Origin of the sequence: Rothia sp. HMSC061E04, assembly GCF_001813685.1 — a bacterium.
GTDB classification, from domain to species: Bacteria; Actinomycetota; Actinomycetes; order Actinomycetales; family Micrococcaceae; genus Rothia; species Rothia mucilaginosa.
On record NZ_KV813705.1, the window covers coordinates 104,292 to 125,248 of the forward strand.

Annotated in this window: 13 protein-coding genes; 3 read left to right on the forward strand and 10 right to left on the reverse strand. The window is 58.1% G+C overall.

Annotated features, from left to right (window positions below):
• Nucleotides 1–5: 5 nt before the first annotated feature.
• Nucleotides 6–332: a nitrite reductase small subunit NirD gene (gene nirD, locus HMPREF2927_RS06305; RefSeq protein ID WP_070615873.1), complete on the forward strand. Its 327-nt coding sequence runs from the start codon at nucleotides 6–8 to the stop codon at nucleotides 330–332.
• Between the two features lie 113 nt (nucleotides 333–445).
• On the opposite strand, the gene HMPREF2927_RS06310 is transcribed toward nirD, so the two are convergent.
• From HMPREF2927_RS06310 to HMPREF2927_RS06355, 10 genes are all read right to left on the reverse strand, one after another.
• Nucleotides 446–1,186 carry a sirohydrochlorin chelatase gene (locus HMPREF2927_RS06310; RefSeq protein WP_246827375.1) on the reverse strand — a complete coding sequence of 247 codons (741 nt, stop codon included), beginning with the start codon at nucleotides 1,184–1,186 and terminating at the stop codon, nucleotides 446–448.
• 83 nt (nucleotides 1,187–1,269) lie between these two features.
• Nucleotides 1,270–4,059 carry an HtaA domain-containing protein gene (locus tag HMPREF2927_RS06315; protein ID WP_070686517.1) on the reverse strand — a complete coding sequence of 930 codons (2,790 nt, stop codon included), beginning with the start codon at nucleotides 4,057–4,059 and terminating at the stop codon, nucleotides 1,270–1,272.
• Between the two features lie 224 nt (nucleotides 4,060–4,283).
• Nucleotides 4,284–5,891: an enoyl-CoA hydratase gene (locus HMPREF2927_RS06320; protein ID WP_070686519.1), complete on the reverse strand. Its 1,608-nt coding sequence runs from the start codon at nucleotides 5,889–5,891 to the stop codon at nucleotides 4,284–4,286.
• A gap of 351 nt (nucleotides 5,892–6,242) precedes the next feature.
• Nucleotides 6,243–7,364 carry a hypothetical protein gene (locus HMPREF2927_RS06325; protein ID WP_070686521.1) on the reverse strand — a complete coding sequence of 374 codons (1,122 nt, stop codon included), beginning with the start codon at nucleotides 7,362–7,364 and terminating at the stop codon, nucleotides 6,243–6,245.
• A 538-nt stretch (nucleotides 7,365–7,902) separates the two neighbouring features.
• Nucleotides 7,903–9,630: a propanediol dehydratase gene (locus HMPREF2927_RS06330; protein WP_070686523.1), complete on the reverse strand. Its 1,728-nt coding sequence runs from the start codon at nucleotides 9,628–9,630 to the stop codon at nucleotides 7,903–7,905.
• 319 nt (nucleotides 9,631–9,949) lie between these two features.
• Entirely contained in the window at nucleotides 9,950–11,917 is a 1,968-nt protein-coding gene (locus HMPREF2927_RS06335; protein ID WP_070686525.1) for an adhesin, read from the reverse strand.
• Nucleotides 11,918–12,468: 551 nt separating this feature from the next.
• The gene (locus tag HMPREF2927_RS06340) at nucleotides 12,469–13,476 is read right to left on the reverse strand and encodes an NADP-dependent oxidoreductase (RefSeq protein ID WP_070686527.1); all 1,008 of its coding nucleotides are present in this window, start codon (nucleotides 13,474–13,476) and stop codon (nucleotides 12,469–12,471) included.
• A 211-nt stretch (nucleotides 13,477–13,687) separates the two neighbouring features.
• Nucleotides 13,688–15,298 (reverse strand): LPXTG cell wall anchor domain-containing protein, encoded by a 1,611-nt coding sequence (locus HMPREF2927_RS06345; protein ID WP_070686529.1) that lies wholly within the window; start codon nucleotides 15,296–15,298, stop codon nucleotides 13,688–13,690.
• Nucleotides 15,299–15,782: 484 nt separating this feature from the next.
• Nucleotides 15,783–16,583, reverse strand: a complete 801-nt coding sequence (locus HMPREF2927_RS06350; protein WP_070686531.1) for an SDR family oxidoreductase — start codon at nucleotides 16,581–16,583, stop codon at nucleotides 15,783–15,785.
• A gap of 126 nt (nucleotides 16,584–16,709) precedes the next feature.
• Complete coding sequence (locus HMPREF2927_RS06355) at nucleotides 16,710–17,024, reverse strand: penicillin-binding protein (RefSeq protein ID WP_070686533.1); 315 nt, start codon at nucleotides 17,022–17,024, stop codon at nucleotides 16,710–16,712.
• Nucleotides 17,025–17,229: 205 nt separating this feature from the next.
• On the opposite strand from HMPREF2927_RS06355, the gene HMPREF2927_RS06360 reads away from it, so the two are divergent.
• Together HMPREF2927_RS06360 and valS are read left to right on the forward strand one after the other, a co-directional pair.
• Nucleotides 17,230–17,544: a hypothetical protein gene (locus HMPREF2927_RS06360; protein ID WP_070686535.1), complete on the forward strand. Its 315-nt coding sequence runs from the start codon at nucleotides 17,230–17,232 to the stop codon at nucleotides 17,542–17,544.
• Nucleotides 17,545–17,563: 19 nt separating this feature from the next.
• Nucleotides 17,564–20,296: a valine--tRNA ligase gene (gene valS / locus HMPREF2927_RS06365; protein ID WP_070686537.1), complete on the forward strand. Its 2,733-nt coding sequence runs from the start codon at nucleotides 17,564–17,566 to the stop codon at nucleotides 20,294–20,296.
• The last annotated feature ends 661 nt before the right edge of the window (nucleotides 20,297–20,957 follow it).

Here is a 20,957-nt window from a genome sequence, read left to right on the forward strand (position 1 = left end):
CCCCCATGGCTGAGAACTGGGTACGCATCTGCGCCGAATCTGACCTGGAAGAAAACTGGGGCGAAGTCGCCCTGGTCGACGGCTACCAGTACGCCATCTACAAGACCAAGCACGGCATCTACGCTAGCGACCACCTCGACCCGCACAGCCAGGCACTGGTCCTCGCACGCGGCATCGTCGGCGAGAAGAACGGCAACCCCACCATCACCTCCCCCCTCTACAAGGAGGTCTACGACCTGACCACCGGCGAGTGCGTCTCCGACCCCTCCTACTCCATCAAGGTCTACCCCGTAGAGGTCCGCGACGGCGACGTCTACCTCAAGACCGCCTAAGCACTCAGCCGTCTACGGCTCTCAAACACAGCAACACAAAAACCTCGGGAGAATCACCTCCCGAGGTTTTTTGTATGTGCTTTTAGAAGCCCCAAACTAAATTGGGCGAACAGCTAGGCGGCGTCCAGCTGCGCAATAGCCGCATCCATGCGGTCAATAAAGCACTCCGCCACCACGGCAGCAGAAGCACCACCCTGCGCGTTCACCAGCGGCGCGGCAACCTTCACCGGCACACCGGTCGACTCAGCATCACGGCGCATCTTACCGGAGAAGAAACCCTCCGCCAGCAGGTAGGTCGCAGCAAACTTAGGCTGATGCTCGGCAACGACCTCGTGGAACTTCGGATCAATCGCGGCAACGAAACCGTGATGCACCGGAACGTGCAACTCCTCAGCCAGCAGCTCAGCCGCACGGCTCATATCCGCGCGACCATCAGCACGAGAAGAACCCGCAGCACCCTGAACGACAGGGCCATCGCCGGGAGTCCAGCCAATTTCCTCCAGGCGGGCGCGGGTCAGTGCGGCAAGGCGCGCATCCGGGCCCAGAGACTCGCCAATACTAATACGCTCAATACCGCTATTGCGCGCGGCACGGCGCAAATCCACCTGAGTGTGGAAACCGGTCGACAGCAGAATCGGCACAATAACGCAGGACTCATCATTGGGTAGAGAGGCTGCGGCATCATCAACGCTGGGAGATTCCACATCCACATATGCGGCATGGATACGGTATTCCACGCCGTCGTTACGCTGCGCGAGCAGGAACTTGATCTGCTCACGAATCAGCGTAATAGCCTCGCGACCGGCGGCCGAGTCGGTGCCGTGCGAGGTTGCGATTACATTCAGAATAGTCATGTTTCCATTGTATGAAAGGAACACCCCGCTTCCCCACTCATGAACACGAGTGACGAAGCGGGGTGTTGCGCGAAAGCTAAATATTAGCTCTTGCGGCGGCGTGCCACAACCAGTGCGGTACCTGCAGCCAGGATGATAGCGCCAGCTGCTGCGGCGAACATAGCGCCGGATGCGCCAGTCTGTGCCAGCTTCGAGGAGGGGCTACCGGAGGTCGAGGAGCCACCTACGGAAGAACCACCACCGAGGGAGGAACCACCGTTAGAGGAACCGCCATTGGAGCCGCTCACACCCAAGTTGTCGGACGCGCCGGAATCAGCATCAGAACCGCCGTTGGAGCCGCCCTTGTGACCGGCAGTGTTCTGGTCGGCGGTGCTGCTCTCAGAAGCAGAAGCGCTCGCGGAAGCGGAAGCGCTCGAAGATGCCGACTCGCTCGCCGAAGCGGTCGCCGATGCGCTGCTGGAGCTGCTTGCGGAGCTCGATGCGCTCACAGAAGCAGACGCGCTAGCGGACTCGCTCGCCGAGGGGGTCACGGCGGGAACGCTCGGAACCGCGGTCGGGGATGCGCCCACCGATGCGCTCGGGGTTACAGAAGCGCTCGGTGCAACAGAAGGCACCACGGACGCGGTCGGCAGAGACGGCGAGGTGGGCTCCTCCGAAGGCACTGCGGTGGGTTCTGCGGTGACGCTGGGCTCAGCGGTTGCAGAAGGCTCCACGGTGGGTTCTGCAGTTGCGGAGGGCTCCACAGTCGGCTCTGCAGAAGGTTCTGCGGTCGCGGTGGGCTCTGCGGTAGCCGAGGGCGCCACAGTGGGTGCAACGGTCGGTTCTGCAGTTGCAGAGGGAACCTCGGTCGGAGCAACAGTCGGTTCTGCAGTCTTGGTGGGCTCTGCAGTCGGTGCCATGGTGGGAGCAACAGTCGGCTCAGCAGACTTAGAGGGCTCAGCGCTCGGCTCTGCAGTAGGAGCAACGGTCGGCTCGGGTGCCTTAGTCGGCTCAGCAGAGGGCGCCTCGGTCGGTGCAACAGTCGGCTCTGCAGGCTTGGTCGGCTCAGGTGCCGGGGTCTGTTCCGGTGCCGAGTTCGCTGCCAGACGGTTCAGCCACAGCTGATCCTCGTAGGTGTTCGGGTTCTCGAAGCTGGTCGGGTAGATAATATCGCCGTTGGGCAGTTCGAGAGCGTTGTAGCCGCCGCTCTTGTCGGTCTTGCGCATCGAGGAGAGAACCACCTCGTTCACCTTGTTCAGGGTGTCGTCCATGAACACCAGGCGGGAGCCGGAGGCGTCCACCACAACCACGTTGCCCGCGCGGGTCAGGAACATGGTGGCAACCTCGGTCTTCTCGAAGCCCTCAAGAGTTGCGGACTCGCGAACCACGCTGAAAGTGCCGTTCTCGTACTTGAGGATCTGCACCTTACCGCCGTACCAGTTGTTCCAACGGTAAATGTAGCCCTTGGGGCTGACCAGGGTCGAGGGCAGGGCGGTGGTGTACCCCTCGGGCGAGGAGTTCGGCACCAGGGACACGCCGTTGCTGCTCAGGTGCAGCAGGTGGCCCTTCTGGACTACGTTTTCGCCAGCCGCATCGTAGATGGAGGTCGACGGCGCGTACACGAAGCTGCCGTCGGGCAGCGGTGCGAGGGTCACGGTGTTGTTGGAGAACGCGTCGCCGTAGTACTCGTCGAGCGAGTATGCGTTCACAACCTGCGGGTCGATAGAGTCGGGTTTCGGCAGGGCCTGCGAGGTTGCCTTGCCGGATGCGTCAATGATGGTCAGCTTGCCACCGCCCTGACCGTCAATGCTGACGATGCCCCAGGTGTTGTTGGCGGGGTTGTAGCCGATTGCCTTGACGGTGGTGGTGCCGAGGTCTGCGTCGGAGTAGGTGCCGGAGGAGACGAGCTTGCCTTCGGCGGTCACGGTGTACAGCTCGGGCTTGTTGGTCTCGCTGCCGATGACGAGCATGCGGTTGCCGTCAGCATCCACCGCAAAAACGCCCTTGATTGCCTTCAGGACGCCGGTGTCGGTCATCTTCAGGTTGGAGCTGGTCAGCACGGTGTAGGTGGTGTCACCGCTGAAGCTCGGGGGTGCCACGTGCACGATGTGGTTCTGACCCAGACGTGCGGTGTTCTGGGGCTGGTTCACACCCGCGCCGGTGTTGTAGGACTCAGCGACGCTGTAGGCGCTCTTGGGGGTGTTAGCTGCGCTACCGTTGTAGGAGATGCTCAGCGGGTCGAGGCTGGCGCCTTCGTTGTAGAAGTCAGAGAAGGCGTGGTTACCGTCGGCGGTCAGGTTCGCGGAGATGCCGCTGATGCTGACCACGCCGTCCTTCTCGCTCTGCTTAGCGGTGCCGGTGCTCAGGGTCGCCATCTTGACTTCCATGGGGCCCTCGAACTTGCCGGAGGCGTAGTTCTTGGTGCGCACGGTCATGTAGAGGGAACCGGTGCCGTCAGCGAGGTTCAGTTCCACGCGGGGGTTGGAGAAGGTGAGGTTCAGGGCGCAACCGGTTTCGGGGTCCTGACCTTCGGCGCAGTGGCCGGTGAACCAGAGACGGCCGGCAGCCTGCAGGGTGACCTGCTTACCGTCTTCAGAGACGGTGGTGGAGGTCGGGGTGAAGGTGAACTGCTTTGCGGTTGCGTCCCAGGCTGCGCCGTCGGTCATTTCGCGGGGCATACCGTTGTAGGACAGGAAGGAGGCGCGCACGCCCCAGCCGAAGGATGCGCCAGCGGTTGCCTGGTCGCCTGCTGCGACGTTCTGGGCGGCAACGTTCTGGGCGGCGATATTAATGTTCTCGGCGAGAACGGGTGCCAGGGGCAGGGCAACAGCGCCAGCGACGGCGAGGGCGCAGGCTCCCTTGGAGAGGCGGGTGCCAGATGTGAAAATTTTCATTGGTGTGTATCCATGCTATCGACATTGTTAGGACAGGCTTACTATATCGATAGTGTGAGCATTTCTCAACATCAGATTCCAAGAAACCATTTTGTGACAGCGCACGCGAAATATACCGCACCACCTGCACCAATACCCTCGCACGCCGACGACTACATTCCGCCAAGGTAGAGCACTGAGGCAGTGCCTACTCCCCTAGCTTCGCTTCCCCAGACTCTCTTCACCTAGTCTCGCTTCGAAGAGTTAAAACGCGACATACCCAGGGCACCAAGAATCAGACCGCCACCCAAAGTCACCAAAATCGGCAACAGAGGCGAGGACTTCTCAACCCCGCGAGTAATTTGCGCCTCCGTTGCCTTCACACCATTCGGCAATCCAGAATCAGTACGAACCTGAGAGGAAGAACCGTTCAGAATCGCGGCACGGCGAGACTGAGCCGCCGAATCGGTACCCGAGGGCAAATTAGACTCGGGGGTCACCACCTCAACAGGCTGCGCCTCCCCGGTGCGGTACCCCAGCGCCGAAGAAGACGCGGTGGCAGAGCTACCGGCAGCGCGCGGAACAGAAATCGTGGCGTCATTAGTACCCGGAGCCATGGCAGTATCAGCCTGAATACCGCGGGTCTTAGACCTGGAACCCGCAGCGGGTGCATTCACACCGGATGCGTCCGCAGTCTCAGAGGCAGACGCGGAAGATACAGCAACCGGCTTCTCCTCGTTCACATACGAAGAACCGGACGATGATCCACCGCCCTCAGAGGACGCCTGAGTCACCGTAAAACGCACCGTATTGAGCTGAAGGTTACCGTCACCGGCAGCATCAAAAGCCGCCACCAGGTATGTCCTACCAATCTGCAGGGACGCGCCGGGCACGCCAATCACCGCTTCAAAAGCGCCCGCAGAAATAGATTCCGGGCCAACGTGCACAATGGCGAGCGCGTCACCCACGGTGTTGCCATTGGAGTCGATTTCCATGACGATCAGGTCGTAACCCTTGTCATTCTGGGGGAAGTTCGTGGCACGGACTGTGACCGGCTTCGTATCATCCTGAGAGTCACCCTGCGAGTCCTGAATGGACAGGTGCGCCTTGCCCTTGCGCTGGTTCATCGGGTCGTACACGCTATTGTCTTCGGAGATAACGTACTGGCCAGAATCTTTGTTCTGCGGGTTGTCTACGGTACGGCGAACCGCGTCACCGTTCGCATCGGTGGATGACGTAGCGGTCGGCGAAGGCAGGTTTACCGCCTCGGGACTTGGGGTAACAGTTGCGTCAGCGGTTTCTGCTTCTTCACGCTCAATATCGACCGGAGGTTCGGTGGGCTTTGCTTTGCCGTTGCGCGGATCGACGGCCTGAGCTAGACGCTTCCCATCTTCTTTAACAAAAAATTCGTAGGAGATGTTGTTGATGCTATCGGTCAGAACGATGACGTACACAACTTCTTTTTCCTTGGCGAGGCTCATCAAGAGGCTATATTCGCCCCCATTCTCTCCCTCGGATACCCGCGGGTTCTCAACAATGGAACCGCCGTATTCACCAGTCACGGTGTAGAAGTCGATGTCTACCAGAATGTCTGTAACGCTCAGCTCTATAGGGAATCCGTTCCACCGCAGCAGAAAACCGCCCTCTTGAAGCTGCGCCTGCAAGGTGATATTGGATGCCGCGTTCCACTTCTGCGCCTTCTGTTCTGCGTTGTGGCCAACGCTTTTGGGCGCCGCCGAATATGTGGTGACGGGGGGTTCAGCCGCAATGGAGGGTACAACAAATCCGCATTGAAGTCCCGCAATCAAAAGGGTTGCGGTGCCAACACGGTACTTTATTGATTGAGTGCTCATGCGGTACGTCTTTTCATGGTGGAATTGATGCGTGCTAACGGCATGTCTTCGTATGCTCCTGGGAGCCTCCATGGATGTAAGGTCCCGGAAAGGTCATACCTCACTCCGCCTCGCAATTTCTGCCGGTGAAGACATAGCAGTAACGCGCACCTATTTATCGGTTATTTCAACCCTATCACGAATATTATGGTTCGTTCACGCGAAATTAGATGCTTTTGAACACCCTGAACGCGCAATTCACTCCCATAATCTGCAACTACAGATTATGGGAGTGAGAGATATCTCAAGGCGTATATAAGGCAGGAACAAACGACCTGCCCGTAGACGCCTCTCACAAGCGTGCCAAGGGCATTAAGAACGCAGGATACCCCTGCGGTGAGCCGTCCACACGGCGCCAACCACCAGTGTCAGACCAACGCCACGAATAGCCCAGAACACCCTACCATGCTGAGCACCCTCTTCGCTGGTAGGAGCCGCAACAGAAACCGTAGCATTCACACTGTCCTGGCGGTCAGCGTTCGTATTGGACTGCACCTGGGTGGTGGTCGAATTCACCACGGCAGAACGGGTATTGGCTTCCGAGTGGATGACGGGCGTGAAGCCTTTATTGCCATTACTGGAGGTGGCATCACTCGCGGGTCCCTGGGCGACCGTGCCGGAATTTGCGGCAGCCGCATTAGACGCCGGATCAGAACGCATCAGGAAGGCAGCGTACACCGAGCCGCTCTTCAGCAGAGAACCAGGCATGCCGATAGCCACACTGAACTCGCCGTCCACAATGCTGTCAGGACTGATGCGGGTGTACGAGATGGCCTCGCCCTCAACGTTGCCGTTCGCGTCAGATTCAAACACCATCAGGTCGTAACCGCCTTTGTAAGCGGGCAGGTGCTTGGCGCTAATGGTCACGGGCTTAGTTTCAGAGTCGGAGCGGACCTCAGCGTATTCAACGCTCAGCTTCGGGGGAGTCTGGCTGTCGCGGGATGCAGTGGTGCTGCCGGGAATTTCCTGAACCTTCTGCATATGAGGGGACTCATCGGAAGTTTCAGCAGGCGCAACCTCGGAGGAAATCTCCTGGTTTCCGTTCTGCTGGTTTAGTGTCTGTTCATTCTTCTTTTCTTCTTCGCGGATCTTCGCCAGAGCCTTCAACTCATCAGCGGTCAACTGGTGGTTGCCCTCATTCTGATCCGCATACACCTCATCAGAGTCATCCTCAACCGGGATAGTGTGCGGCACAAGGGATCCATCAGAAATCATGAATTCGCCGTAGCCTGCGTCGGTGGTCACCAGATCCATGATGTTCATGGAGTAATAGCCCTTTTGAGGCATCTGTGGCATGTCGAAGGTAACGAGCATTGAGCCGTCATCAGCCCGCGCAATATGCATAGCGGACGGCTCGTAGATGTCAGATACAATAATCGTGCCAGAGGTGCTGTAGTGCTGCAACACCAGATAGACCTTGGGCACATCGCCCACATAGTCACCCTTATAAAAGGGGTACAAGCTTAAGAGTTACCTGACCGTCCTTGATAGATTGCACGCGAAAGAGCATGAATGTGCTTCGGAAGTCGAGTGATAGTCATGTGTGCCATTTCGATCGATGTAGGCGCAAAGCGTGGAATAGGGGCGGCTCACCGCAAGCCGGTGTTTCTATCCAAGTATTTGCGCATCAGTATGTCGGTTACATCCTAGCCCAACACGGATATTGCACTTATTATTGCATTCATATACTAAAACTTTATGTTGCAGCAATTGCCGACATAAAAGGAATTTGAACAGTTTACTGAGATATAAATAACGTAAAATTCGAATACTATAATATATCCCCAATAGTGCATCAAAAAGAGATTTTACCCGGTTCCCGATTACAGCAGAACCCAACGCCCAGGCACACAAAAGATGTCCCACCGAACACGCACCCCATCAGGGCGCACTCAGCGGGATGCCTCTCACTCAGTAGGCCACCTATAGAGAGTCACCTACACGCCTCACAGCGCGCAGAGTGTGCTGAATACTATTCAGCACCCAGCTCCTCAACACCCTCAAGGCGACGATGATACACGTTCACCGCCACAGCACTACCCACAAAAACCACCGAACCCAGCAGGGCAATACTCAACGGCAACGTACCCTCCGGCAGCGGTCCGTTATCCTGAGCGCTCGCCTTCAGTTTCGAACCGACAGAACCATCGCGCGACCTCGAACTACGAGTATAGAAACTACCCGAACCGTCAATACCCCCATTCTTCTGCGGAGAAGCAACAGTCGCCATTTCAGACTCCGAAGACTGATAACCCAGCAGGTTCACCACAGTACGACTAGGCAATAGCGTTGCATAACCAGACATAATCATCGTCTCAGGAGCCTGCACAGAAGTATCAGCCACAGAGCTTCGAGCCTGCGCAGTAATCGCACGAGCAGAACGCTGAGCCTCAACAATATAGCCCAGGGCACCCTCCACCGACGGGATCTTAGCAACATAATCAGCAGCAAGATCAGCAGGCTCAGCAACCATAGAAGGCGCAGAAGAAGCCGACGGAGCCACACGACGACTCGCATCAGAAATTACCGGACCCACCGGGCGGGTGCTAGATTCTGCAGGCTTCGGAGTGTGATTCACCGGAACAGCACGCTGAATCACGCTCACACCAAAAGCGGTGGTCGCCGTCAGCTGCAGCTCCTCAGTGGAGTCACCGCCCACCACAACCACACGGTAGCGTTTGCCGGGGTTCAACGCGGTGCCGGGAACCTTCAAATCAGTGGAGAAAGCACCATCAGCAACCTGCTGAGGATTCACGTGAGTAGTAGCCAGAGGCGAACCCACAGCACCACCATCAGCAGGCATTTCAAAGACCATCACGTCATAACCCAGGCCACTCTCCGCCACATTCCTAGCACTGACGCTAATAGGCTGAACGTCAGCCGACCCGCGCAACTCCGCAGTAGAGATTTCCAGAGTTGCTTCACGAGTCTCAGCGGGGGCACGTCCATCAGGGCGGTTATGCACCAGCAAACGGTCCTCAGTCACCTCGGCATCGGATACCGCTTCGGAAGCACTCGCAGAAGTACTCTTCGACGGCGCAGCAGAGGGAGCCGGGGCAGCCGTAGGACGGGGGCTGTCCTTTGCGGCGCTCGGGGATGCGCTCGGGCTTGCGGACACCGCAGGGGCGGGGTTCGCCTCCACCTTTGTGGCGCGGGGAACGCCGGGGGAGGTGTCCGGGAAGAAAATGTTCTGGCGGCTAGCTATAATCTCGTCGACTGTTACACCATGCTCGGGCATAAACTCGACGGAGACAGTCTCGCCGTTGCTCAGATTCTCAATTTCCACCATGTACGGCTGCTCAACGTTGAGGCGCTGGTGGATGCTCAGCTCCATGTTGCCTTCTTCATTCTTTGAGGCAGTCAGCTGAGCTGCGGGTACGGTCATGGTCACCACGACGCCATCTTCAATGGAGATGACGGACAGGCGAACCTCCACCTGATCCAAAGAAGTTACACCGCCGACCTGCAGGAGAGTGTAGTCGCCAGTCTGAGCCAGCAGATCCAAGGTGATGCTGTGCTGAACGACGTCGGCGGCAACGGCGAGCGGAAGTTCAGGCTTTTCAGACTGCTGAGTCTGCGCATAAGCGGCGGATGCAAAGGTGCCGGGAGCCAGAGTTGCAGGCGCGAGGGCGCCCCCCAAACCGAGGGTTGCGGACGCTACTAGCGCCGCGCCGCGAGCAGTTCGCTGCGTGGAAAACATGGTCACCTATTTTCGTGAGTGAGTGTGATGAATCGTCGCATGACTCCTGCGCCCAAAAGATTGGAAGTAGGCGCAGTATAACGGTTCTCTAATATCGGTGACCGGAGGCGCTTCACAGCGTTTCCCAACCCCGTGTAAACGAGGCGACAAAGAGTTACAGTAATGTATGCAACATCACCATAAATTATAGGCATAATCCTAGATAAACGTAGGCTTAGCCTTAGGAAAAGTTAAAGATGAAGGGGCGCCCAAATCCTATGATTCGGGCGCCCCTTCATCTTCGTGTATATTTTGCCCGTCGGACAATAATTCGCGTGGTTTAGCAGCGAGAGCTGAACTGCATCCCAGTACGGCGACGACGGCTCAAGCGCATACCGGCAAGCAACGACATCGATCCAACAGCACTAATAACCAGCACATTGGAAGCGCCGGTAGCGGCAAGCTGCTCACGCTTCTGCTCAGAAACAGCCTTCTGAGAACCAGAGGCCTGTGCCTTCCGCTCGCCACTCTTCTGAGCCTCGACCTTCTGAGCGGACGCATCCTGAGCACCGGTATTCTGAACCGCAACCGAAGTATCATCCTCCTGCTCGGTAGCGCTCTCCCCCGCCTTCTGCTGATCTGCCGCAGAAGCGGTAGCCTCAGAAGACGCAGAGGCTTCGGGTGCAGCAGCCTCAGCAGACGCGGTCGCCTCAGGCGCATTAACCTCAGGGGCAGAGCTTTCAGACTCCGACACCTCGGGGGTTGCGAGCGCATTACCCACGCCATCGCGGTCCACCTTGAAGCCACCGTTCACGATGCGTACGGCGCCGTACGCATCTTCCGCTACAGCACTCACACGGTAGGTAGTGCCGGGCTTAAGAGCAGCACCGGGAATCTGCACATGTGCGGTGAAAGCACCAGTAGAATCAATTTCCGAGACATCAGCCGAAGCAATGACGCCACCGGTTGCTACACCATATTCATCCACGGCGCTCACCATCAGGTGCACCGTGCCGGCACCCTCAAAACCTTGACCACGCAGGGTCAAGGTCTTCTCAGAGTCAGTTTCGGGAACAACGGTTTCTTCCACGTACAGGAGGGCGGCCAACACGGGGTTAGCTGTGTTGTCCTGAGACTGTTCGGCAGAGGTGTCACGAACACGGTCAAAGCGAGTGTTGCGCGGCAGGCTGTAGCGGCGGCCGGGGTTATCCTCGGGCAGTACGTGATCGAACTGCTGCTGTGCAGTGTGCGCAGATACTACGCTCTCAGACTGTGCAGCCGGCTCAGGCTGAACCTTCTCCTCAAACTGCTTCTTCTCAAGCTGTACCTGCTCAGCCATAGCGCGTTCAGCGGTTGCAACCGGCGTGGAGGCGTGCTCTACATTCCAACCATTCATGAAAGGAACCTCAACTTCCTGGGCAGTGTAGCCATTAGCGGCAGACGGCGCGATTTCAACACTGAGCACATAGCGCAGGCCGTCCTGGGCTCGCTGTACTTTTTCAAGCCTGCGACCTTCCACTTCAATACCGTCCAGGAGGGTGCCGTTCATAACGTCGGCACGCGCAGGAGAGGTAGCCAGCAGGATGCGGTTACCCTGGGTATCAAGGGCGTACACGTAGGTCACGACTTCAAAAGCCTGAACCCCACCAAGACCGGTCACCTTGTAAACCACCAGATTCTTATCCTGCGGGATTTCCATCTGACCAGAGAGAATCTGGACACTCAGGGGCTCATCCTGAGTATCTGCAGGCAGTAGCTCCAGGGGTGCGGAGGAGTTGTAGGATACGTCCTCCGTCGCGTAGCCCTTGCCGGGATCAACGACAGCGGTCGCGACGACGTACTGCTGATTGGGGTCGAGGGTACCTGCGGGCAGGGTCAGCTGGGTGCTGAAGCGACCATCCTCCACATCGAGTTCGGGCACGAGGGTCATCGCTACGGCGGAGCCGCGACCCAGCGCATAGAGGGGGTACTGGCGGTATTCGCTCACGTAGACTGCCACACCGTAACGCTCAACAGCACCGCCGGTGAAGCCTTCACCACTGACGGTGATGCTCTGGGAGCGTGCGGGGTTAATGACAACGCCCTGCTCTACGTACACCTGCGGGGAATTCTGGGTAGCGACGTTTTCGATGGGGGTTGCGTTTACCGTGGAGGGAGGATTATCGGGCTCCACCGTAGTTGAGGAGGTGGGCCCACCAGGATTCTGCACCTGCCCATCTGCGTGCGCGGCACCAACACCGGTGACGGTCAGGACGGAAGCAGCAGTAGCGGCTGTTGCTCGGGTTTTTGAGTGAGCGGGTTCGGGCATAGAACACACCTTTTTCTGTGAGTGTGAACGATACCCTTCGGTTGATGCCACGGGTTGAAGACGCACGGGTGTTTCTTCGGATCGAGTGTTATAACGTACGGACTAGTTATAACATTCATGTAGTGGTGAAAGTTACCACGAAGGGAATCGCTCTATTTATCGATAATTCCACACTAACAATACTTTTCCATTTATTGCGGTAAATACGCTTTACCTTCCAAGTATTTTCTTGTGCAATAACCCACATAGCATACTTTTCACCTTTCAGAACGCCATCAAGAGCACTCAAAATACATAGACTAGGCAAAACTCTTCAACTCTACCTTGAAGGTCAAAGTTTTATTGCATGCATATGCAGCTTTAATGGATTTGAGATAAAAATATTCTGCACATCCATGCATTTAATTTATTTCTTTTAAGTGAAAAAATTGCAGGTCACAGCGCTTTTTTCCCGCACATTGATTAAAAGCGTGCGTACCAATAACCACGCACAAAATAACCCAGCAAAATGATTCCGCCACCCCAGCCCAGCACCCTCAGTAATAAACTCCCTATGAATCGGTAATACGAACGACTCTCTTGCCACGCGTATGGCCAGCCTTCAAATCGCGGTAGGCTGCACGGACATCCTCAATCGTGAACCCGTACACGCGATCCAGCCGAATTGACACTTTTCCCTCGGTAACCAGCTCGGCTAGGGCTTCAAAATCCCCGTGTTTCGAGTGGCGGGGGCCCGTAAACTGCGCTCCCCTAATCATGACCTTGGGCGAGGGAACGAGAGTTCCAATGTCTTTACCCTTCAGACCCAGCGAGAATGCCAAGCTGACGTAGTCGCCACCATAGCAGTCCAGGAACTTCGTCACGCGGCCCTCAGCAGCCTTGAGCACACGCTCCCTAACGCCCTCACCGTAGGCAACCGGAACAGCACCCAGTGACCTAACAAATTCGGCATTCGCAGCCCCCGCGATTCCGACGACCCGTGCGCCACGAGCCACCGCATACTGCACAGCGGTGGACCCAATTCCGCCCGAGGCTGCAGAAATGGCCACAGTATCGCCCGCGCCCACGCCAATATGGCGGAAGGCGCCTCCCACAGTCAAGGCCGCGACACCCATTGCAGCGGCATGGTCAAAATCAATAGAGGCGGGCTTAAGCGCAATATCACCGGTATTCACGCAAATTTCCGTAGCTAGAGACCCCCTCTTGGTACCCAGACCGGGGGCACTAACAATGGTTCCGAAGACCTCGTCACCCACATGGTAACCCGATACGCCGGGCCCCACCTCGAGCACCGTGCCGGAGAAATCACGCCCTACTCCACGAGGGAACTGCGATTTCTTTGATTCAAACCAACGGCGGGGGTTCCTGATTTTCATGACGCGCGAGAGCATCCTGAGCTGCGGAGCGCCCTCAAAGATCTTATAGTCCACAGGGTTCAGGCCGACCGCATGCACCGCAATCTTTACCTGCCCCTCTTCGGGGTTCTCCCCCGGTACGTTCGCGAGCTTCAGATTCTCCACGGGCCCAAAGCAGTCATACTGCACCGCCTGCACGCTCATCGTTTCTCGTTCCTTTATTCCCGATTCGGGACTCCAAAACTCACAGGCTCAGGAAACCCGCAACAAACAAATCTGCACCGGCTTGTCCAAGTATCGCGATTGTTACGTTCCGCAAAATACCGCCTAAACGCCCTCGCGGTCTCCTAGGAATATTTTATTCCCAAGGAGACCGCGAGGGCGTTTCATAAGACTCTATACGAAAGGATAAACCTTAGAGGCTGCGGCGGCGCAGGAGCATCAGTGCGGCACCAGCAATCAGAGCTGCGGCGCCAACGCCTGCAATACCTGTAACACCCTCAGCACCGGTGTTAGCCAGCTGCGGCTTCGAGGAAGCCGAAGAAGAGGTCGAAGTCGAACCCTTGGTGCCGGAGAAGCCTACGGTGTGGCCCTTGGAGCTAGAGGAGGTAGCAGCAGATGCGTTGCCAACCTTAGCCTTGGGTGCCTGAGAAGAAGGTACGCGGGTCTCGCTCACCACAACCGAGCCATCTTCGCGCATCTCAGCGGTGAAGACACTGGTGGTGCCGTCGCCATTATCGCGAACGGTGGTGTTGTCACCCTCGGTAGCTGCCGGCAGGGTGGGCGCCGGGTGGTCCGCATCGCTCACAACAGCAGTGGTTACTGCTACCTGGTGTACCAGACCATTGGGGTCGCTGGTTGCCACCATTGCGTAGGCGTAACCGGGCTGCAGGCGCTCGGACAGGATGCTGACCTTCGCACGGAAGGTACCCTCCATGATTTCAGAAGCAGGCACATCGTAGGTTGCCAGAGCCTCGCCGGTGATGTTGCCGTCAGCATCCAGGCGGTAGATGTTAATCTGAACGCCCTGAGCAACAGACTCGTGGGTGAAGCCGGAGCCGTTGAAGGTCAGAACGTTGTACTGGTCGTTCGGATCCAGGGAAGCATCCTCGGTGGTGAGGGTTGCGTTCTCGGGTGCCGCGGGAGCCTCGGGTGCAGGGCTCTCTTCCTTCGGAGCTTCCGGTGCCGGGGTTAAGGGAGCGGGAGTCTCATCCTCGGGCGCCGGGGTCACGGGGGCAGGAGTCTCATCCTCGGGGACCTCCGGTGTGGGGGTAGCGCTCTCAGTAACCTTGAAGGAGGAGATAGCTACGAGCCTCTGATCGGGCTGACCCTGCGGGTTGCTTACAGCAGCCAGTGCGTAGGATGCGCCTGCGGGCAGCTTGCTTGCCTCAACAGTGAAGGCGGTCTTGAAGGAGCCGTCCTGAATCTGGTCTGCAGACACGGAGACGGTTGCGATAGCCTCGCCGGTGACCTGCTTGTTTGCATCCAGTGCGTAGATGCTGACCTGAACGCCGGGGCCAACCTTCTCGCCGTAGAAGCCGGTAGCAACAACACTCACGGTGTTGAACTGTGCATCACCGGGGAAGTGAGCGTTCTCAATAACGACGGAGGGGTCAGCCTGCTTTGCCTCGGGGGCCGGGGTTGCCGGAGTGGTGGGCTCGGGGGTTGCCGGAGCAGTGGGGTCAGGAGTCTCTGCCTTGGGAGCCTCGGTAGCGTCTGCCTTAGGAGCTTCAGCCTTAGGAGCCTCGGTTGCCTCAGCCTTAGGAGCCTCAGTAGCTTCAGCCTTGGGTGCTTCGGTTGCCTCAGCCTTGGGTGCTTCGGTCTTAGGAGCCTCAGCCTTGGGGGTCTCGGTTGCATTGCCACCAGGCAGGGAAGAAGTCTGAGAAGATGCCTTCTGATCAACAACCTGCTGCTGCTGATTGGCGGGTGCTTCTGCCGCAAAGGTTGCCGGGATTGCTGCCACAGAACCAGCGGTAAAAGCTGCCGCAGCTGCGATCTTGTAAACGCGACGGGTAGTCTTCGACATTTTTCCTCGATCTCTGAATTATCGGTGGTGAACCTACGCGGTGCGCCTCCGTCTTTGGGGGGGGGGCGCAGATTCACATATGGGTGTGCTGCTAAAAGGCTAACACCCGACTCTGAGTCTTCTACCCTCTTTAAGCAAGAGTAATGAAATCGTTATAAAACCACCCCTCAAGTTGAGAGTTAACACAGACCAATTGTGGTGTTTTTCGGTCATGTACTGACATATGAACGCCGGTAACCCTACATTTTGATTGCATTTGAGGAAAATATGATACTTTCCATGGATAATTTCACCCCAGCTATTTCACCATGGTGAACCTTAAAGTCTCACGTACCACTTTATGGTTCCATCAAGTACTCCTTGACACCTCTCCCCCGCCCATTCCCACCCCACATGACACCCGGACCCAAGCTCCACACAAGCCACAGATCTCCCGGGCACACCAGCAAAAAGCCTCGCATCAGCGAACGCAAGAGCACAAAGCTTAGCCCTCCTTGCGAATCACCTTAAACTGGCTCGGCTGTGCCACCGGGCGAATCGTAATGCGGTCAAGGTTCACGTGGTGCGGAACGTTCAGAGCAAAAGTCACCGTCTGCGCAACATCCTCGGCAGTCAAAGGCTTCTCAACTCCGGCATAAACACGGTCAGCCGCCTCTTTAGAACCCAGACGGTTCAGGGAGAACTCTTCGGTGTGCACCATGCCCGGGCAAATCTCAATCACGCGCACATTATGCTCTGCCTCTTCCAGGCGCAACGCCTCCGTCAGGCCGCGAGCGCCGAACTTCGCCGCATTGTACCCGGCACCGCCCTCGTAGCCGTGTTCCGCGGCGGTAGAGGTCAGGTTCAGGATTGTGCCGTGACCGTTCAGTCGCAGCGCCTCCGCGAAGGCGCGCACCATGTGCAGAATGCCGAGCACGTTCATCTGGTACATCTTCAGGTAGTCGACCGTCTTACCCTCCGCAACCTTATCCACGCCAATAGCGCCACCGGCAATATTAACCAGGGCGTCAATGGTGCCCTGCTCCTCGAGAATCTGCTCGGCAACGAAGCGCACGGAATGCTCGTCAGTCACGTCGCAGGTCACCGGGTGTGCACCCGTCTCTGCGTAGAGGGTGTAGAGGCGGTCAGTGCGGCGAGCCAGAGCATAGACGGTCCAGCCGCTTGCCACCAGATGCTGTACGGTGGCTCGACCAATACCGCTGGATGCGCCGGTCACCACGGCAACTTTACCAACACCGGCGTTGGGCAGGAAAGGAGATGCGGGGATGTGGGTGTTCTCAGTCATACTTTAATCCTAGTAGAGTGATGCCCGCGGGTGCTCTGTTCGAACAGACTCGCGGGCATATATTTTGAAATTTTCGATAGTGAGATAGATGCCGGTACCACAACCGCCCGGCGCTCTGTCAGGCTACTACTTGCGGCGGCGAGGCAGACCCCAACGGCTCCTTCCGCCGTCACGGAAACCGAGGCGGTGCTCAAAATACACGGGCGAGCTACTACCGGTCCTGATGGTGTCCGGAGGAACCGTACCCTCACGCGCCGACAACAGGTAAAGAACCGCGGCGCCGGGCATGAACACAAGCAGGGGCAGCACGAACCGCATGCGCGCCTCGCCGTAGCCGCTGCGCACCGTCAAATGCCAGAGGCACAACGCCACCAGCGTCAGGTGCAGTATCAGCAGAACGGTTTCAGGCGTACCCAAACCAAAAATACTCAGAGAACTCATTGGCAGCTCCTCAAAGGTCGTGTATCTTCAGTCTACGCCGCACCCGCTTTGCTGAGAAGGATTCGGGGGCTGTTGATACTGCAGATTTTCGCGCCTACACTGCTGGTAATCGAGAGCGGCATATTAGGGGGCTCTCTCCCCATTTCCGTTTTTCACTGAGCTCACCGCTGAATCGCCGATTACTCCTCATATTGGGAACCTCCACATGACAGCAATACCGCACCAGCGCATCACCGCGCTACACGAGCAGCGCCAAGCGCTCCAACAGAGGGCGCACGGCATCCGTGCCGCCACCGGAACCCCCTACAGTTCTGAGGTTCACCTGCTGCTCGGGCAGAGCTACCTCGACCCCGCCAGCTGGCAGGAACTCACCTCCTCCAGCGGGGTACGCGCCGCAGCACGCAAGGCACAATTTGCGCGCCGGTACCGGCACCTCCTGGCGCGTCTAGAAGCCGCCATTGAGCAGTACGAACAGGCAAGCACAGCGCAAAATTCCCCTGGAGCTGAGAGAATGCCGTGAATATGAGAAAATAGCCGTTATGGCTGAAAACATTTTGGGCTCAGACTCGCCCGTACAGATTAACGTTCCCGACCGCCCCGCCCTCGAAGGCCTCGAAGAGAAGCTCTCGCAGCGCTGGGCCGACGAGAAGACCTACGCATTCGATGAGAACACCACTCGCGAACAGGTCTACTCTATTGACACCCCGCCGCCGACCGCATCCGGCTCCCTGCACGTGGGTCACATGTTCTCCTACACCCAGACCGACGTCATTGCACGCTACCAGCGCATGACCGGCAAGAACGTGTTCTACCCCCTCGGCTGGGATGACAACGGCCTGCCCACCGAACGCCGCGTTCAGAACTACTACGGCGTTCTCTGCGACCCCTCCGTGGCAGACAACGATTCCTTCCGTGACCTGATCACTTGGAAGGCAGACGGCACCCCCAAGCCCGACCGTAGCCAGGCAAAGTGGCCGCGTATCTCCCGCAACAACTTCATTGAACTCTGTGAAGAGCTCGCGGTTGAAGACGAGAAGGTCTTCGAAAACCTCTTCACCACCCTGGGTCTGTCCGTTGACTGGTCGCGCACCTACCGCACCATCGACGCGCACTCCCGCAAGGTCTCCCAGCTCGCCTTCCTGAAGGACCTGGCAGCAGGCAACGCCTACATGGCTGAAGCACCGACCATGTGGGACGTCACCTTCCGCACCGCAGTGGCACAGGCTGAGCTGGAAGACAAGGAACGCCCCGGCGCGTACCACCGCATCAGCTTCCACCGCCCCAACGGCGAGAAGGTCTGGATTGAGACCACCCGCCCCGAGCTGCTGCCCTCCTGTGTAGCCCTCGTGGCGCACCCGGACGACGAGCGTTACAAGCCGCTGTTCGGCACCACCGTCACCTCCCCGCTGTTCGGCGTTGAGGTCGAGATCAAGGCGCACCCGCTGGCACAGCCCGACAAGGGTGCCGGTATCGCCATGATCTGTACCTTCGGTGACACCACCGACGTCACCTGGTGGCGTGAACTACAGCTGGACACCCGCGCCCTCATCGGTCGCGACGGCCGTTTCTCCCGCGAAACCCCCGAGTGGATTACCTCCGCCGAGGGTCGCGAGCGCTACGAGCGCATGGCAGGCACCACCGTCTTCACCGCGCAGAAGACCGTCGTGGAGATGCTGGTTGAAGCTGGCGAAATGGACGGCGACCCCAAGCCGATTACCCACCCCGTGAAGTTCTACGAGAAGGGCGACAAGCCCCTCGAAATCGTTGCTTCCCGCCAGTGGTACATCCGCAACGGTGGCCGTGACGCTGCACGCCGCGAGAAGCTCATCGAGCGCGGCCGTGAGATGAACTGGTACCCCTCTTTCATGCGTAGCCGCTACGAGAACTGGGTTGAGGGCCTGAACGGCGACTGGCTGATTTCTCGCCAGCGTTTCTTCGGCGTTCCCTTCCCCGTCTGGTACCCGCTGGACGCTGAGGGTGAGCCGGATTACGAGAACCCGATTCTGCCAGCCGAAGAGATGCTGCCGGTTGACCCCGCATCTCAGGCTGCTCCCGGTTACACCGAGGATCAGCGCGGCGTAGCGGGCGGTTTCATCGCTGACCCGGACGTTCTGGACACCTGGGCTACCTCCTCCCTGACCCCGCAGATTGCGACCGGTTGGGGTGTGAACCCGGACCTGCACGCGAAGACCTTCCCCATGGATCTGCGCCCGCAGGGTCACGACATTATCCGCACCTGGCTGTTCTCCACCGCTGTTCGCGCGGAGACCCTGGCTTCCTCCGTGCCGTGGTACAACACCGCGCTCTCCGGCTGGATTCTCGACCCGGACCGCAAGAAGATGTCCAAGTCTAAGGGCAACGTTGTGGTCCCCAACGAGGTGCTGGAGAAGTACGGTTCGGACGCTGTGCGCTACTGGGCTGCTTCCGCTCGTCTGGGCGCTGACACCGCCTACGACGAAGGCCAGATGAAGATTGGCCGCCGCCTTGCCATCAAGTTGCTGAACGCATCCAAGTTCGTGCTGAACCTGGGCGCTACCGAGAAGTCCGTCATCACTTCTCAGGCTCAGGGTCGCGTGCTGATCAACGCTCTGGACCGTTCCCTGCTGGCTCGCCTGGCGTACCTGATTGAGGAAGCAACTGCCGCATTCGAGAAGTACGAGTACGCTCGTGCCCTGCAGATTTGCGAGAGCTTCTTCTGGTCCTTCACCGACGACTTCGTTGAGCTGATTAAGGACCGTGCGTACGGTGCTCGCGGCGAGGAGGAGCAGGCTTCTGTTCTGGCTGCACTGGCAACCACCCTGGATGCTCTGCTGCGCCTGTTCGCGCCCTTCCTGCCGTTCGTGACCGAAGAGATTTGGTCCTGGTGGCGTGCAGGTAGTGTGCACCGCGCCGAGTGGCCGCAGGCACTGCCCATTCTGGAGGGTACCCTGCTGGCTGAGTACTCTGCACAGAACCCGACTGCTGGCATTTCTGCTCAGTGGGTCCTGGCGGACGCTGACCCGGCTCAGATTGAGTCGCTGAAGCAGATCCTGCCGGATGTTGCTGAGGCTCTGGGTGGCCTGCGTAAGGCTAAGAGCGACGCGAAGGTTAAGCAGCGCACCGAGGTTGAGTCCGCAACTATTGCGGCTCCCCAGGCTCAGCTGGACCGCATCGCTGCTGGCATGGCTGATCTGAAGGCTGCCGGTAACGCTCGTGAGCTGTCCCTGGTGGCGGCTGAGGGCGAGCTGGAGGTTCGCGATGTTGTGCTCGTTGTGGAAGAAGCAGCTGAGTAATCGCGTCTTAGCGTTTATCGCTTGATTGTATGACGCCACTTTGGTGTTGGTAACGGGGCGGTACCGATTGACGGTACCGCCCCGTTTTCTGTGCCTGCTGTTCGTTGTAGCTCGCCGGGTGTGAGACCCCGGCGTCTGACCTCTACGGCTCTGACTATAGGCTTTGTCCAAGCTACGCCCGTGGATGTCTGCTCCAGCTCTCTGAGAATCTTTATCAGCGATTCCCCCCACAATGTGGGTTTTAGCTTGCTGGCATGTGGGTATTCTGCAAGATTTCCAACCCATTTTTTCATTCATCAATGTGCAAAGAACATAATCAACCTTATGAGATTGACTGTTGCTTTATGTATGATTGTTGATGCGAGGGTTTTACCATCAGGAACAACCCTCTACTCAGCTTCAGCAACAGACAAATCACCGGTACGAGTAACGACATACCCCGACCAACCGCACGACAGTAAACCACCCGTCAGACGCAGCGATGCGTCCTGACTCTGACCCGTGCCAAAGTAGGCACACCCATAATTACTATGAATTCACACTCTTCATCTTCCGGATTACCGCAAGAGCCTCAGGCGAGGCAGAGCTCAACCCCGAGCACACCGCCAGGAGCGCAAACCAACATTTCCCCCAATCAACTTCAGCACTATCATACGAGCCT

Bases quoted from the DNA above. Each gene is read 5' to 3' on its own strand.
- nirD (WP_070615873.1), top strand. From the start codon at position 6: ATGGCTGAGAACTGGGTACGCATCTGCGCCGAATCTGACCTGGAAGAA.
- HMPREF2927_RS06310 (WP_246827375.1), bottom strand. From the start codon at position 1,186: ATGACTATTCTGAATGTAATCGCAACCTCGCACGGCACCGACTCGGCC.
- HMPREF2927_RS06315 (WP_070686517.1), bottom strand. From the start codon at position 4,059: ATGAAAATTTTCACATCTGGCACCCGCCTCTCCAAGGGAGCCTGCGCC.
- HMPREF2927_RS06320 (WP_070686519.1), bottom strand. From the start codon at position 5,891: ATGAGCACTCAATCAATAAAGTACCGTGTTGGCACCGCAACCCTTTTG.
- HMPREF2927_RS06330 (WP_070686523.1), bottom strand. From the start codon at position 9,630: ATGTTTTCCACGCAGCGAACTGCTCGCGGCGCGGCGCTAGTAGCGTCC.
- HMPREF2927_RS06335 (WP_070686525.1), bottom strand. From the start codon at position 11,917: ATGCCCGAACCCGCTCACTCAAAAACCCGAGCAACAGCCGCTACTGCT.
- HMPREF2927_RS06340 (WP_070686527.1), bottom strand. From the start codon at position 13,476: ATGAGCGTGCAGGCGGTGCAGTATGACTGCTTTGGGCCCGTGGAGAAT.
- HMPREF2927_RS06345 (WP_070686529.1), bottom strand. From the start codon at position 15,298: ATGTCGAAGACTACCCGTCGCGTTTACAAGATCGCAGCTGCGGCAGCT.
- HMPREF2927_RS06350 (WP_070686531.1), bottom strand. From the start codon at position 16,583: ATGACTGAGAACACCCACATCCCCGCATCTCCTTTCCTGCCCAACGCC.
- HMPREF2927_RS06355 (WP_070686533.1), bottom strand. From the start codon at position 17,024: ATGAGTTCTCTGAGTATTTTTGGTTTGGGTACGCCTGAAACCGTTCTG.
- HMPREF2927_RS06360 (WP_070686535.1), top strand. From the start codon at position 17,230: ATGACAGCAATACCGCACCAGCGCATCACCGCGCTACACGAGCAGCGC.
- valS (WP_070686537.1), top strand. From the start codon at position 17,564: ATGGCTGAAAACATTTTGGGCTCAGACTCGCCCGTACAGATTAACGTT.